The following is a 15,798-nucleotide window of genomic DNA, read 5'->3' on the forward strand; positions in this document are numbered from 1 at the left end:
TTGAGTATTTTAATTGTAATATTTTTAAATTAGTAGTAAGATAAATTTACAATTTCATAAAAATCCAAATTATTTCTTGTCTAAATTTATAATAAGACTACAACGATTTAATTTATTCCGGATTTTTGACAATCTCCCAAAACATTTAAAGAAAATTTTATTGAAAGTATTAAGATTTAGATCTTATTTTAATAGTAAATTGATAGAAACAGAAAGCGATTTACTAACTTTAAATAGTAAAATAAAACTTTTATGAAAAGAAATTTTTGATAGGGACATAAAATTTTACAAAAACAACAGCAGAAGTTAAAACAAAAAAATATCTTGATAGAAAATCAAAAGACAAAATTAAAAGAAAATATTAAAGATATTAAAGATAAATTAGAAAAAGAATTAAAAGCTGATTATCAAAATAATAAACTTACTAATTTTAAAGTTCTTTTAGAAATACCAAAAAAAGCAAATTTTAAAATAGCATCTTTAGAAAAACAAATTACTAATTTAGAAATTAAGCAATATGAATTACATGTTCAAATGCAAACATTACAACAAAAAAATAATGAATCAAATTTGAATCAAAGAAATATTAATAATCAAACAATAACTATCCAATTAAATAAACCAGAATTGACAAATAAAACATTAGTTAATAATTTAACAATGTCATTACAATTTTTAAGACCAACAAGTAATTTTAATTAAAATTAAGAAAGTTACTTAAAAGAATAAAAATAAATATTTTATTAAAATATTCATTAATTGTTAATAAGACAAATGATGATTTAGTAATTTAAGGAAATTTAATTGAAAATGTAGATTTTAAATAAAATATTAGTATATAAAATTGATAATAAAAATATTCAAAGTATAATATAAAAATTCTTAATTAAAAATTGATTGAAACTAATTATAGTTTTCAATCAATTTTTTTAATATTTCTTTAGAAACTTGTGGATTTGCTTGTCCTTTAGTTAGTTTCATTAATTGACCCATAAAAAATTTCATTGCTTTTTCTGGATTGACTTTATAAATAGTAATCATGTTTTCATTTGCTTTTAAAATTGTGATTAATATTTTTTCTAAATCATTACTATCACTTACTAAAGTAATACCTAATGTTCTAATAAGATCGGTAGGGCTTTTTTCACTATTAATCATAATTGCATTTAATAACTGTTTACTTTGTTTATCATTAATTTTTTGCTCATAAACCAGACTAACTAATTGTGATAGATTATTAGCAGTAAGTTCGCTGTTTTTAATAGTAGTGTTATTAGTATTACAATAAGCTTGCACAGGACCTACTAAATAATTAAAGGTAGGTAATGCTAAATTATTAATGGCAACTGTTTGTTCAAAAATAGTTAATATTTCTACTTTGTCAATTAATAAATTAATATCTTTTGTTGGTAGATTATATTGTTTTTTTAATCTTTCCATTATTTCTTTAGGCAATTCAGGAAGATTTTTAGCAATCATTTTGATTCATTTTTCATCTAGTTGAATTGGAAAAATATTTGGTTCAGGAAAATATTTATAATCAATTTTATTTTCTTTGCTACGCATGCTAACGGTTTTATTAGTTTTTTCATCAAATCTTCTAGTTTCAAGATTAATTTTTTGTTTTTTATTTAAAATATTAGTTTGACGATTAATTTCATCATTTATTGCTAAAGTAATATTATGTGTAGAATTTAAGTTTTTAATTTCAACTTTGGTACCTAAAATATCACTACCATGTGGTTTTACCGATATATTAATATCACATCGTAATGAGCCTTCATTCATTTTAGCATCACTAACTTGTAAATGAATTAATAATTGACGTAGAGTATTAATATATGCTACTACTTGTTCACTTGTGTTAAAAATTGGCTTAGTAACAATTTCCAATAAGGGAATTCCCGCTCGATTATAGTCTAATAATGTTTTTTTATTATTATGAATTTGTTTTGCTGTATCTTCTTCAATATGTAAGCGTTCAAAACTAACAATAAATTCTTCATTATTTACAACTATTGGTAATTCACCATTTGTGCCAATTGGATGAAAAAATTGTGTGATTTGATAACCTTTAGGTAAATCGGGATAAAAATAACTTTTTCGATCAAAACGTAAGAGTGGATCAATATTCATTTTTAAAGCAGTACATGTTTGAATTGCCATTATAATAACAGCTTGATTAACTGTTGGTAATGTTCCTGGATATCCGCAATCAATGGCATTAATTTGAGTATTTGGTTTTTGACCAAAAGTATTGGCGGCGTTGGAAAAACATTTAGTTTTAGTTTTTAATTCACAGTGGATTTCAATACCCATTACAACATCATATTTATTATTCATGATCATCACCTAGTAGTTTATTATTAAAATTAATTTTTTTACTTAAAAATGAAGCAATATTCAATATAACTTGATCATTGAAAGGTGCACCATTAATATTAAAACCAATCGGTAAACCATTAACAGTAGTTAATGGAATATTAATGCTTGGTCCACCATTTAAATTAGAAAGTAGTAGTAAGTCTTCTAAATAATCATGTTCACTTTTAATAACTTTTTTTTGTTCTAATACATCTTTAATTTTTGGAGCTGGATTAATATTTGGCATAATAATGAAAGCATCATATTTTTTAAAGATAGTATTTAAATGTTCAACAATTAATCTTCTTACTTTTTTAGCTTTGTTAAATAATTCTTCTTGATGATTTTCAGATAAAGCATATGCACCAATAATGTATCTGCGTTTTACCATATCACCGAAACCAAATGTTCGTGAATTTGTCATAACTTCTTGATAATTTTTACCATTTTTACGAACACCAAAATTAATACCAGTTAGATTTGCGTGGCAACTAGTTGCTTCAGCAAAAGAAATAATCATATAAACTGGTAATAAAGATTGTAATAATTCTTTATTAAATTCAATTTGTTGAACTTTTGCACCACCATCAGTTAAATGCTTTATTGCTTCATCAAAACTAGATTTAACTATATCATTTCACTGATAATCATTATAATTTAAAATAGCAATATTTTTACCTTCTATATTTTGATTTAAGTTTTGAGTATAATCTTTTTCTTTACTTTGAACACTAGTAAAGTCTTGTTCATCAAATAAAGCAATACTATCCAAGACAATGGCAATATCTTCGACATGATTAGTAAATATACCAACTGTGTCTAAACTTGGAGCATAAGGAAAAACACCATTTCTTGAAATTAAACCATATGTTGGTTTAAAACCAACAATACCACAATAAGCGGCAGGTTTACGTATTGAATCACCAGTATCTGTTCCTAAAGCAAATGGTACAATTCCAGCAGCGACTAAAGCTGCACTGCCACTAGAACTACCACCAGTGATATGTTTTAAATTCCAAGGGTTTAAGACATGACCAGTAGCTGCATATAAACCATCTCCACCCATTCCTAGTTCATCAAGAGCAGTTTTAGCTATATTAATGGCTTTATTATTTGTTAATAACATATTAACAGTACTGTCATAATTAGGAATAAAATTAGCAAGAATTTTTGATGAACCTGTTGTTAAGAAATTAATAGTAGCAATATTATCTTTCATTACAAATGGAATTGCTGCTAATAAATTATCATTAATTTCTTGTTCAGTAATTGATTTTGTTTGTTTAATGGCATTTTGTTCCAGTGAAGTAACAACAGCATTTAATTTTTTGAATTGTTCTAATCGTTTGTATACTAATTTAGTTAATTGATCTGGAGTAAGTATTTTTGTTTTTAATAATTCATGAAGTTGACGAATTGAAAGTTGGTGGTAATTAATTTTCATGATTAATCACCTGATTAATACTAATGTAATTATTTTCAACTTCTGGAGCAATATTTAAAACAGTTTTAGATGTTAAATGAGTTCCAACATTATCGGAACGTAATAAATTATTAATAATAGGAAATGGGTAATTTAAAGGTTCAATATCATTTGTATTAATATTTGTCACAATTTCCATTTGTTTTTCAATAGCTTTAAATTCTAGTAAAAGATTTTCACATTGTTCTTCGCTTAAATTGAACATAAGTTCGTTAGCAAATTCATGTAGCATTTTTGTTGTCATTTTCTTTTCAATTTTATCCATTTTTTGCTACCTCTTTCAATAAATTTTGTAATTGCTCTTCATTAATAATTTTAACATTAAGTTTGCGTGCTTGTGCTAATTTATTTCCTGGATTTTCTCCAACAATTAAATAAGAAGTATTATTACTAATAGTATTGGTAATTTTAGCACCATAGTTATTTAATAATTGAATGAATTCGTTACGACTTTTAGTTAAAGTTCCTGTTAAGACAAAAGTTTTACCATTCAATACTTGTGATTGGTTTTTTTGTAAATAATTAAAGTTAAGTTTAAAGTTTTGCAAGTTAGTAATTAGTTGTTGATTAGTAGGATTAAGGAAATAATCAATAACACTAGTAGCAATTGTTGGACCAATTTCATTAGTATTAGCTAGATCATCAAAGGTTGCTTCCATTAAGTTATTTAAAGTTAAATATTTTTTTGCAAGAATAATTGCTGTTTTTTGGCCAACATGGCGAATTCCCAAACCGAATAAAAGTCTTTCTAAGGAATTTTGTTTTGATAGAATAATTGAATTAGCAAGATTAGTGAAAGATTTTTCACCAAAACGTGGTAATGATAGTATTTCTTTTCGTAAATTAACTAAATTGTAAATATCACTAATAGTTTTAATTCATTTTAAATCTAAAAAACGTAATAATATTTTTTCATTTAAACCAATAATATCCATAGCATTTCTTGAACAGAAGTGCATTAATGATTTAAGAATTCGTGATGTACAATCACTATTAATGCAAAATTGATCAACTTCTGGCGGAACTTGTTCCAATTTTGTTTTACACACTGGACAATGGATAGCTTTTTTAAAAATAATATTGTTTATTTGACGATTACTAATAATTGGGGCAATTACTTCTGGAATAATATCACCCGCTTTTTTAACACTTACTAAATCATTAATACGTAAATCACGATTAATAATATAATCACCATTATGAAGTGTGGCAAAAGTAACGGTAGTACCAGCAATTATCACTGGTTGTAATCTAGCATTATAGGTTATTTTTCCTGTTCTACCAACAGTTGGAAATATATCTAAAAGCTTAGTAACACTAGTAACAGCAGGAAATTTATAAGCTATTGCTCATTTTGGTGCCTTATTAGTTCTTCCTAACATATCATAACTGGTTAGATCATTAATTTTAATGACAATACCATCAATTTCATATGGTAATGTATTTCTTAACTTTTCATATTTTTGAATATAAGTTCATACTTCTTCAATATTTTTACATAACTGTCATTGTTCATTAATTTTGAAACCATATTTTTGTAAGGTAAATAATGCTTGTTCATGGGTTTTAATATTATCATTAGTAGCATTAATATAATAGTAAAGAAAACCATCTAATTTTCTTGAATTAACAATATTAATATCAAGTTGGCGAATAGTACCAGCTGCAGCATTGCGAGGATTAGCAAAGAGTGGTAAGTTTTGTTGTTGTTGTTTTTCATTAATGCGATTAAATTCTTCTTTACTTAAATATATTTCTCCTCTTACTTCTAATTTAGAATTAATTGGTATTGTTTTTGGTATTGTTTTAATTGTCAAAATATTATTGGTAATGTCTTCACCAGCAATACCATCACCTCTGGTAGCAGCAGTTTTTATTTTTCCTTTTTCATAAGTTATAGAAATTGATAGACCATCAATTTTTAGCTCACAAACATATTCAATGTTATTTTCTGATAATGTTTTTTTAATTTGTTGATCAAATTTTAGTAAATCTTCATAGTTAAAGGCATTACCCAAACTTAGCATTGGTTGTTGGTGAAAAATTTTTGTTAAAGAATTAAGTGGTTTATTACCAACAGTTTTAGTTGGAGAATCATTACTATTAAATTGGGGATATTGTTCTTCTAATTTTATTAATCTATGATAGGTGCTATCATAAAGTTCGTCACTAACAGTAGGTTTATCTAAAACATGATATTCATAATTTCATTGTTTAATTTGGTTTCTTAATTGTATTATTTCATTTTTAATATCATTATTTTTGTTACTCATATTACTTTCTCCCCTAATTGGTTTGTTAATAAGACATAATTAATTATAAATGAATTATTACTTTAATTGTAATATTGTTTTATAAAAGTATAATTTAGTAATATAAATAAAATAAATAAATAATAATATACATTTTTTAAAAAAAATGATTATAATAAAATTAGTATTAAAAAATAATGGCTAATTAAGTATTTAGTTTTTAAACTTCTGTTAAGTTTATTTTGACTTAAAGGTTTTTTTATATATAACTAGACACATTTTTTAATATTAACCTTTGATAAGTTTTAAGTATAGTATTAAAACTAAAAATAATTACTTTAATTTTATATGAGTTAGGAGTAAGTTATGAAAGATACATATGCATCTGTTCGTTTAGCACAAAAGCCAGAAAATGCTTTTGCTTGTCATCGATGTGGTAGGGTTATTTTAATTGCCGAATTTTTAGAAGCAAAAAATATTCAATTGAATTGTAATCGATGTGGTTTTAAAAAGCATGTTGAAAAAATTAAAATAGAAAAAAAAGCAGAAATTGAAAAAACTAGAATTGCTGCTATTTCTTCGAAAAATTCTTCTAAAAAATAATTTAGATTAGATTAATATTAATAATATTATAAAAAAAGAACTCAATTGAGTTCTTTTTTACTTATTTTTTAGTTTTTTCATTTAAATACTCTTGATAATTGTTATTTACTTGTTCTCAATTGATAACTTTTAATAATGCTTGTAAGTATTTCTCTTGTTCGTTTTTATATTGTAGATAATGTGCATGTTCTCATACATCAATAGCGATCAATGGATACATATTCAAGAATCATGGATTGTCTTGATTAAAAGTTTTGCATAGTCTTAATGTACCATTATTGTCAATTACTAATCATGCTCAACCACTTCCAAAAATATCTATGGCAGTTTTTGTTAAAGCAGCTTCAAATTTTTCATAAGATTCAAAGCGATTAATTATTGCTTTACCAATAGCTGATTTTTCATTAAAACCTTTATTTTTCCCCAATAGTGAAAAGAAAAGATTATGATTAATTACTCCCCCACCAAATTGTCGAATGCTACTTTGTAATTTTTTTACATTACAAGTTTCTTTATCCTCACATATATCTTCTAATTTACAATAATTACTTAATAAACGATTTAGTTCCCCTTTAGTTTCAAGATTATAATCAGAAAAAACTTTCGGATGTTTATCCATCACTAATTTTAAAGAAGTTAAATATTTCTTATGAAGTTCTTCATAATGATGTTTCATTGTTTCTTGTGAAATATAAGGTTCTAAAGCATCATAATTATATGGTAAATCGATAATATTAATCTTGTATTTAGGCATTCTTTTCTATCCTCCTTTTCTTTTTAAACTCTTCACATATAAATATTGCATTACATTATAATAAATTAATGTAAAATTACAAGTTTATTATATTACAAGATTTCTCACTATATGTTATACTAAAAATTAATATTAAATAATAATTTTACTAACAAAGGGTGAAAGTTTTCGTGCAGTACTTATACATGTTTAATAAAAAATCTAATCAAATTAATGTTTCTCACAACAATGATATCATACGTAGAATTAATGTAAACCAAACTGATAATATTAATAGTAATAATTTAGAAAAAAATGAACAAAAACAGTCATTTATTGATAAATTTACTTCAAAATCACTTAGTTGTGATGACACCAATAACTTTAATTTCAAAACAGCCAGTTGGACTCTAACAATAATTTATCTTATATCTTTTATTATAATTCCAATTCTTTATAGTTTAATCAAAACTTATGCTGTAAAAGATACTAGTCAAAGTTCATTTCTTAGTCTTTTTATTTTTAGTTTATTGCCAATTTTTGGGTTAGTTGTTTCACTTGGTATTGATTGAGAAACTATGATTAAAAAAGGTGGGTGGGCTGCTTATAGTCATAGTGTATTTGGTTTTATTAGTGTAGTATTTGTTCTTTTATTTTTTATTGCAACAAAAGTTATTAGTGGTAAAGATGATGATGTAACTTCGCTTGCTACTACATTTTTAATTCAACAGTTATTTCAAATGTTAGGATCAATTTTAGTATTAATATTTTGTAGATCATTACGTGAGAGAATTATTACTACTTTAAAAGAAGCAAAATTAGATTTAATAACTTGAGTTACCATTTTTGCTGTTATTGGTACTATTTTAAATATTATTTTCAACATAATTCCTAAATTTAGTGAATTTAATATGTTAACAAGTAATAATACTTCAAAAAATCAAGATGTTTTAAACTTATTAATGAATAGTCCATATGGCATTTTTGTTTTAGTTCTTAGTACTATTTTTATTGCTCCAATTAATGAAGAAATATCATATCGTCATGGTACTTTTACCATTGTTCGTTATCGTTGGTTAGCATATGCTGCTTCGTTAATTTATTTCCCATCAATGCATGTTATGGATAGTGGTGATTGAAATAATATTATTGGTTATTTAGGATTTAGTATTATATTACCCTTATTATTTATAATGACACGCGGTAATACTACATATACTATTGGTTTACATGCTTTTTCTAATCTAATTGCAACTATTTCTGGTTTTATTAATAAAAATTAAAAGGAGAAATTATGACTACCCTAACAATTACTGCCAATGATGCTGATCAAACTTTAATTAATTATTTAAAAAAAGTATTTAAAACACTACCACTCTCAAAAATTTATCGTTTATTTAGAACAAAAAAAATCAGAGTTAATAATAAAACTACTACTGATTTTAAATATCGCTTACAAGAAAATGATTTAGTAGTCATTTATGAAAGTAATTTAGTTGTTAACTATAAACCAGAAAAAATTACTAAAGAAGTACCAATTGAATTGTTTTATGAAGATGATAATTTTTTAATTGTTAATAAAGATCATAATATTGTTGTCCATCAACCATATGGTTCTTGCTTAGATAACATGGTAAAATATTATTTACAACAAAAATACCCGAAGAAGAAACGTGAGCAAACATTTAATATTAGTCATCAGTATCGTTTAGATAAACTAACTAAGGGTTTAATTATTTATCCAAAAAATAAAATGACACAAAACGCACTTCATAATGCTACCAAAAATGGTCAAATTATTAAAAAATATTTGGCTATTTGTTCTGGCCAATTAACTAAAAATTTAAATATTTCTGGTTATATTACTCATGATGAGTTAACAATGAAGATGAAATTTTCAATTGAACCAAGTGAACAAAGTAAAAGTTGTAGCACCATCTTTACACCAATATTTAATACTAAAGACTTTACTTTAGTTGAGTGTCAATTAGTTACTGGTAGAAAACATCAAATTCGTAGTACTTTACAATTTTTAAATTTACCAATTGTTGGTGACACTAAGTATGGGTCAACAATAGTTACTCCTAATAAAATTGCATTATTTGCTTATTATTTGTCATTTAATGATTTAGAAGAACCATTTACTTATTTGAATGATCAAAATTTTATAATAAAAGATTTAAAAACAGATTTAATTAAACAGATTAAAAAAGAAAAATGATAAAATTAATCTATACTAATATATAGATTACATTTTTATTTTTTTGCTATTTTTTTTATTTTTAATAGTGATTAATAATATTGAACTTTTAATTTTGGGTTGTTAACATATTTAAGTAAAAAACAAAATTAATTTTATTTATATAGATTGGGTGAAGTAATGACAACTAAAAAAGGTATTTTTAATACAATTGTTGGTGTTATCATGACAATTGTTATCTCTATTTTACAGTTAACTTTTCTTTATGTTACTGGTTTAGCATACGGTGAAAAAATTAATGGTTTAATTCGTGTTATTATTTCTTTTTTGACTTACCTTAGTTTGACAGAAGGAGGACTTGGTTTAATTACCATTTTTTCTTTATATCGTCCTTTACAAAATGATGATTATGAAACCGTCAACGATATTATTAATACGACAAGAAAAAATTATCATCATTCAGGAAGAATATATTTAATTATTCTTGTCAGTGCTGGTTTTATTTTAGGATTAGCTAGTGTTCATTTACCAGAAATTGGTTTAGATATGGAAATTCCTTTTTGACAAGTAGCACTTATTATTATTTCTTTAGGATCACGTGAATTAATCTTTTTTTATTTTAGTGGTGCTTATCAAAATTTAATTCAAGCTGATCAAAAAGGTTATTTAAATCGTTTAATTTTTATTTTTTCAGAGATTATTATGTATATTTTACTAATGACGTTATTAGTTATTAGAAAATCTGATGGTAAACCAATAGATATGTATATTCCTTTTTTTGCTTATTTTGTTTGTGGTGTATTAAAAGCATTTGTTACTTTTATCGTTATTAAAATTGAATATCCATGATTACAACATAAAAAATGAACACAACAAAAAAGGATGCTAAAACAATCATGATGAGTAGCCCTGAATCGTTTACCTGACATGATTATTTCTAACATTGATATTATTTTAATTACTTTATTTTTATCACTGACAACAACATCAATTTACACTATTTATATTATTATTGCCACAACAATGCGCTCAATTGCTTTAATTTTAATTAGTTCTTTTCGCGAAGTTTTTGGATATTGAATTGCCAAAAGTGGACGAATTAGATGAACTGTGTATACTAAATTTGAGTTATATGCTTATATGATTGCTGGTTTTTTATTTATTAATCAATTTATTATTACTCAATATTTAGTGTCTGCTTTAAGTATTACAAATATTAATAATTCTGATGGTAATTTTGATTCTTCAAAAAATCTTTTTATTAATTTATTTTTGTCACAACCATGATTTATTTTACTTTTATCTTTAAAAAATACAATTCAAGTGGCAACCGAACCAGGAAAAGTTATTGTAAATGCTACTGTAAAACACAAAGAAACAATTTGAGGTTCATATATTCAATCAATAATAAATCTTGTTTTAGGTGTTATTTTGGGTTGAATACTATCAAATTTAGGTTGAAAACATCAAAGTTATCAATATTTATCATTAAGTTTATATATGATTCTTTTATCAAGTTGTATTGGTTGAGTTTATCGTTTAATTTCAATCTGAGTTTATGTTTGAAAACATTTGACGTATAATAGTGATTTACGTTTTATTATTCAAAATACTTTAGTGTTAATTATTCCAATTTTAGCAGTAACATTATTTGGATGTCTTTATTTCTTTGATAAATATCCACCAACATATAATTTCACAGATTATAGTTTTGTATTACGAGTTATCGGTTATTCATTATTATATTCATCAATTTTAATTTTTGGTTTAGCAATGACTATTAATTTTCGTCAGTTTTGATCAATTTTTAATTTTAAGAAATTCTTTACTAATTTATTTTCACGTAAACGTAAGCAAAAAGCATTTATGAATCAAGAAGTACAAGAATTTTTTAAAGATAGTAATAAACCTAAAAATAACTTTACTAATAAAACATTTGATTGAACTGCTACTTATCAAAGTACCAATATGAACGTTGATGACTTTATTGAACAAGAGTTGTTACGAAGAAAAAAAGAAGTAGATATTAAAAGTGAAACAAAAGAATCTGAAAATTCTTCTATTCGCGTTGGTATTTATAAAATTAGAGGTTAGTTTATTTAAGGAGTGAATTACATGTTATTAAATGAAGAATGATTTGCAGAAAATATTGTTGAAGAAAAATATTTAGAATTATTAAAGCGTAATTATCCTCAACATCAACTTAAAGATTTATTTTTATTAAACATTGATTTACGTTTATTGTATTTAAAACATATTTTAATGATTGAAAATTCTTTAAAAAATGCTTTATTACATCAACTTTTTAATGATAATGTTCAAAATTTAGATAATGCTACTTTTCTTAATCCAGAACACCTAGCTCAAATGAAAACAGCTTTACGTTTGATTCGTGCTGGTTATAATAAATATAATAGAAGTGGTGTTTTAAAATCACGAACAATACGCAGTTTAATAGAAGTTATGTCATTTGAATGAACAATGAAATTATTACAAACTTTAAATGATAAAAGTATCGCTAAGATTGCTCATTATTTTGGTATCAAAGAATTTAATGATAGTAAAATTTTATTAGAACAGTTAGAGTATATTAAAGATGTTCGTAATTATTTATCACATAATTTTAAAGTATTAGCAAATCAATTTAAGTATAAAGAACGGTTCGCTTATTATGAACAAACTTTAAATGCCAATAATGATCATCATTATTTGCACTTATTAATTACTCGTTTTTCTAGTAAAAACCAATTACTAGTGCCATTTAATGTTGATTATGAAAATTTATTTAATAGTTATGATGTTAAAATTCATGATTGTGTTAAGGAAGATAATCAAAGTATAATCCATACTTAGTATAGAAAAATTATTAAATTTTAGTAGATTTAATTTAATAAGTATATTATAATTATATCAATTAATTACTAGTGTAAAATAAACCATTGTCATTTTTAAATGACAATGGTTTATTTTATTTAGAATTAATGAAACTTGAAGAAAGTAGGAAAAAAATGAAATCAGAGTATAATGAAAAAAAAGATTTAAATATTACAGAATTAAAACGACTTGATTTATTAAAAGAGTTATTTCCCGAAGAAATTATTAGTAAAAAAAATCTTTTTCAGATAATGAATCATTTTTATAAAAACTTAGAAGTAAAATATAAAGGTATATCTAATTATTTTGCTCCAACTATTGAAAAAACTGAAAATAGTATATTACTTAATACAATTTTTAATTTAAATAAAATGAAAATCACAGATAATATACAAAAGGGTTTTTTAAATTGTTTATTATTGAAAGGTAATGCTGAACAATTATATGCAAGTTTGTTAAAAATATCAGAAGTACAAAAGGCGCTTGATCAATTTATTGAAAGAAATAGTCAATCAGTTACAAAAAGTTTTTCTGCAACAGTAGTATTAGATATCAATAAAGAAGATACAGTATCTACTTCCGTTATTGAAAAAAATAATATTTCTTTATAATTAATTATATTTATAAACTTAAAATATTAGAAAATAATAAAAAAACATTAAAGAAAATGGCTTAAATATTTAAATATTTTATTAAAAAAAGAATTATAAAAATTACTATTATCCTATTTAAAATTTATTTAAATAGGATATTTTAAGTTATAAAAATAATTAGAAATACTTAATTGTTTATTTGATAGTATGTTGTAAATAATTAATAATTTTGTTTTTTTTATATAAAATATAATATTAAATTAATAAAAAGAATAAACTTATCAAAATATAATTTGATATTGATAGTTGAACATAAAAAATAAAAACGTTATACTATCTCTGGAGTTAAATGGTAAAAGAATTAGTGTTAAATATATTTAAATATATTAATTATTAATGTTTTAAATTATTATCAAAATAGTATTTAAAAATATTAACAAAAGTTAATTTATAATTAAAGTCAATTTTTATTAACAATATTAAAATATTAATGTAATTTTATAATTAATAATAACTTACAGTCAAATATTAATTTAATTGAATATGCTTTTATAAAACATTCTAATGTTTAAAAATTTTCTTATCAAAAACCATAAAAATAATCTTAGTTTGAAAAAACCAAAAACTATTTTTTAGATAGTTTTTTATTAATAGTTAATAATAATTATCAAAGTTTGCAAAAAATCATCATAATGTTTTATAAAACAAAATTAAAAATAAACTTGATAAAAATAATTTCAAAGATAAGAATAGTTGTTGTTTTTAGTTACACTTAAAAATTTAAATGTAGCTTAAAGAAATAGAAATTAAAAAAAATAAAATTTAATTATTAATTTAATTTATTTTTTATTTAAATCAATAACTAATAAAAAGGAATTTTAACTAATGAATGACAATGAAGTTAATTTACTAAATGAAATTAAAAAACAAATAGAAAGATTTGATGGAAAGGCTAGCATATTATCAGCTATTGCCGGTGCTCTGTTAGGACTGTCTTTTGGTTGAATACCAATATTTAAAAATATTGAAAATTGTAATATAACAATTAAAACATGTTTTTTATTTACTTTTGTACTTTTATATGTAGTGTTTTTATGTTTAGCATTTTTATTTTTTATTTTAACAATTTTTCCAAGAAGTACACCTAAAAAACTTAATAAAATAAGAAAAAATGATTATACTCTTTATTATAAAGATTTACAAAAAATGAAACCTGATAGTATTAAAGAAATAATTTTACAAGATCAAGAAACTGACTTATTGAAACGAATTCAAATTAATTCTATTATAGCTTGTAAAAAACATAAAATGTTAGTTTTAGGTATTTTATTTTTAATTTTATCAACGCTTTCAATAGTTATTTCACTTTTACTTTATATGTTTATATAAAATAAACTAGAAAAATTAATAAAAAAGACTATTTTTAAAAATAGTCTTTTTTCCTTTTTGTTTTTAAAAATGTTTACACTTATTTAGGATATTTTTTATAAAATTAGAAAAATAATTCCAAAAATATTGATAAATTAATGTTTTAGTTACAAAAAAAGTAATAAAAAAGAAAAGAATTTTTCTTTTTTTTGAAGTGTAATTAACAGATAAAAAGAAAGAAGGAGAAATAAAAAACTATGGAAATTTATGTTAATGATGAAGTTAAACAATGCAAAAATAATGGAATTTTTGAAGAACATTTTGCAGGTTTTATTAAAACTGCTCAAGAAGAAAATGTAGTTCTTATTGTAAGAAATTTTCAATAAAATTAAATAAAAATAATAAAGATAATAAAATAAATCCTGTTTCTTTAAAATTAAAAAATAATGAAACTATTTTAAAAATTACTAATGAACATTTTTTCTTTTTATTAGTTAATATGGAAAAATTTGGAATTATTGATGCTGAATTTTTTTTGGATCAAATTTTTGTTAAATGTTGTCAACCAAAAAATAAAAAAAAATAAAAAAAACGAGATAGTACTTTATTTAGAAAAAGAAAAAAATGATAATACATATAATGTTTATTATATTTTTGCGCTTGATGAAGAAAATAATATTAAAAATTTAAATAATAGAGATTTAAAAGAAATAATAGAAATTGAAAAAAATAATTTAATTTATTTTCCAATTTCTATTTTTTGTCAAGAAATTTCTAAAGAAAAAAAACCAATAATTCCTGATTATGATCTTTTTGCAGTTTGTTGAACAATAGATGAATCAATAAAATATCATCAACCACCAATACCTACTAATTCATTTGCAGCATTGAAAATAGATAGTTGATCAAATAGTTATAGAGAAAGAGATTTGAGTAAAATTTTTAAAAAAGGTCATAATTATGAAAATTTTTTTGATTTTAGATACTCTTTAGAAATATCAAATACTTTAGAAAACAAAGTATTTCTTGATAAATTAAGTAAAAATTTGGGTTATGAAGAGGCAATAAATGATCAATTATGTCCAATCCAGCATTCTTTTGAACTTGTTAATATTAACGTTAGAGATTTTAATGAAAATTTTTATACATTTTTTTTACCTAATCAACAATTATTAACTGATTTTACATTTCCTAATGGAATAAAAGTAGATAAACAGACTATTTCTTATTTTGCTGTTTATGAACCTTTTAATGATGGAATTTTTTTATGAAAAAAATTTCTAGAACCTTTTTTGTTTTAGAACCTGTTTAAAATCTTTTTTGATTAA

Annotated in this window: 15 protein-coding genes; 10 read left to right on the top strand and 5 right to left on the bottom strand. The window is 22.9% G+C overall.

The window, feature by feature from the left end:
* Window positions 1-324 precede the first annotated feature (324 nt).
* Complete coding sequence (locus ACI2WJ_RS00715; protein ID WP_338959772.1) at window positions 325-702, top strand: hypothetical protein; 378 nt, start codon at window positions 325-327, stop codon at window positions 700-702.
* Window positions 703-903: 201 nt separating this feature from the next.
* Here ACI2WJ_RS00715 and gatB read toward each other — a convergent pair whose 3' ends face one another.
* The 4 genes from gatB to ligA are packed head-to-tail and all read right to left on the bottom strand — an operon-like array spanning window position 904 to window position 6,120.
* Entirely contained in the window at window positions 904-2,343 is a 1,440-nt protein-coding gene (gatB, locus tag ACI2WJ_RS00720) for an Asp-tRNA(Asn)/Glu-tRNA(Gln) amidotransferase subunit GatB (protein ID WP_338959774.1), read from the bottom strand.
* The gene (locus tag ACI2WJ_RS00725; RefSeq protein ID WP_252319184.1) at window positions 2,336-3,808 is read right to left on the bottom strand and encodes an amidase family protein; all 1,473 of its coding nucleotides are present in this window, start codon (window positions 3,806-3,808) and stop codon (window positions 2,336-2,338) included. The genes gatB and ACI2WJ_RS00725 overlap by 8 nt, the downstream gene beginning before the upstream one ends.
* On the bottom strand, window positions 3,798-4,112 hold the full coding sequence (gene gatC, locus ACI2WJ_RS00730) for an Asp-tRNA(Asn)/Glu-tRNA(Gln) amidotransferase subunit GatC (protein ID WP_338959780.1): 315 nt from the start codon (window positions 4,110-4,112) through the stop codon (window positions 3,798-3,800). The genes ACI2WJ_RS00725 and gatC overlap by 11 nt, the downstream gene beginning before the upstream one ends.
* Window positions 4,105-6,120 (bottom strand): NAD-dependent DNA ligase LigA, encoded by a 2,016-nt coding sequence (gene ligA, locus ACI2WJ_RS00735; RefSeq protein WP_400254526.1) that lies wholly within the window; start codon window positions 6,118-6,120, stop codon window positions 4,105-4,107. Before ligA ends, gatC begins: the two co-directional genes overlap by 8 nt.
* Before the next feature lie 345 nt (window positions 6,121-6,465).
* Between ligA and ACI2WJ_RS00740 the strand changes: the two genes are divergently transcribed.
* Complete coding sequence (locus ACI2WJ_RS00740) at window positions 6,466-6,702, top strand: hypothetical protein (protein ID WP_252319187.1); 237 nt, start codon at window positions 6,466-6,468, stop codon at window positions 6,700-6,702.
* A 61-nt stretch (window positions 6,703-6,763) separates the two neighbouring features.
* On the opposite strand, the gene ACI2WJ_RS00745 is transcribed toward ACI2WJ_RS00740, so the two are convergent.
* Window positions 6,764-7,456 carry a superoxide dismutase gene (locus tag ACI2WJ_RS00745; protein WP_339040089.1) on the bottom strand — a complete coding sequence of 231 codons (693 nt, stop codon included), beginning with the start codon at window positions 7,454-7,456 and terminating at the stop codon, window positions 6,764-6,766.
* 185 nt (window positions 7,457-7,641) lie between these two features.
* Between ACI2WJ_RS00745 and ACI2WJ_RS00750 the strand changes: the two genes are divergently transcribed.
* From ACI2WJ_RS00750 to ACI2WJ_RS00785, 8 genes are all read left to right on the top strand, one after another.
* Window positions 7,642-8,718 carry a CPBP family intramembrane glutamic endopeptidase gene (locus tag ACI2WJ_RS00750; protein ID WP_338979487.1) on the top strand — a complete coding sequence of 359 codons (1,077 nt, stop codon included), beginning with the start codon at window positions 7,642-7,644 and terminating at the stop codon, window positions 8,716-8,718.
* Between the two features lie 11 nt (window positions 8,719-8,729).
* On the top strand, window positions 8,730-9,659 hold the full coding sequence (locus tag ACI2WJ_RS00755) for a pseudouridine synthase (protein ID WP_400254527.1): 930 nt from the start codon (window positions 8,730-8,732) through the stop codon (window positions 9,657-9,659).
* A gap of 156 nt (window positions 9,660-9,815) precedes the next feature.
* Window positions 9,816-11,729, top strand: coding sequence for a hypothetical protein (locus ACI2WJ_RS00760; protein WP_338956634.1), 1,914 nt, complete (start codon window positions 9,816-9,818; stop codon window positions 11,727-11,729).
* A 21-nt stretch (window positions 11,730-11,750) separates the two neighbouring features.
* Window positions 11,751-12,488, top strand: a complete 738-nt coding sequence (locus ACI2WJ_RS00765) for an Abi family protein (protein WP_400254528.1) — start codon at window positions 11,751-11,753, stop codon at window positions 12,486-12,488.
* A gap of 155 nt (window positions 12,489-12,643) precedes the next feature.
* On the top strand, window positions 12,644-13,120 hold the full coding sequence (locus ACI2WJ_RS00770) for a hypothetical protein (RefSeq protein WP_339040091.1): 477 nt from the start codon (window positions 12,644-12,646) through the stop codon (window positions 13,118-13,120).
* Window positions 13,121-13,987: 867 nt separating this feature from the next.
* Window positions 13,988-14,491: a Pycsar system effector family protein gene (locus ACI2WJ_RS00775; protein WP_342265886.1), complete on the top strand. Its 504-nt coding sequence runs from the start codon at window positions 13,988-13,990 to the stop codon at window positions 14,489-14,491.
* A 236-nt stretch (window positions 14,492-14,727) separates the two neighbouring features.
* Window positions 14,728-14,856, top strand: coding sequence for a hypothetical protein (locus ACI2WJ_RS00780; RefSeq protein WP_400254529.1), 129 nt, complete (start codon window positions 14,728-14,730; stop codon window positions 14,854-14,856).
* Window positions 14,857-15,018: 162 nt separating this feature from the next.
* Window positions 15,019-15,771 (top strand): hypothetical protein, encoded by a 753-nt coding sequence (locus ACI2WJ_RS00785; protein WP_400254530.1) that lies wholly within the window; start codon window positions 15,019-15,021, stop codon window positions 15,769-15,771.
* Window positions 15,772-15,798: the final 27 nt, after the last annotated feature.

Origin of the sequence: Spiroplasma endosymbiont of Cleonymus obscurus (assembly GCF_964273375.1) — a bacterium.
Taxonomy (GTDB): domain Bacteria; phylum Bacillota_I; class Bacilli_A; order Mycoplasmatales; family VBWQ01; genus Spiroplasma_E.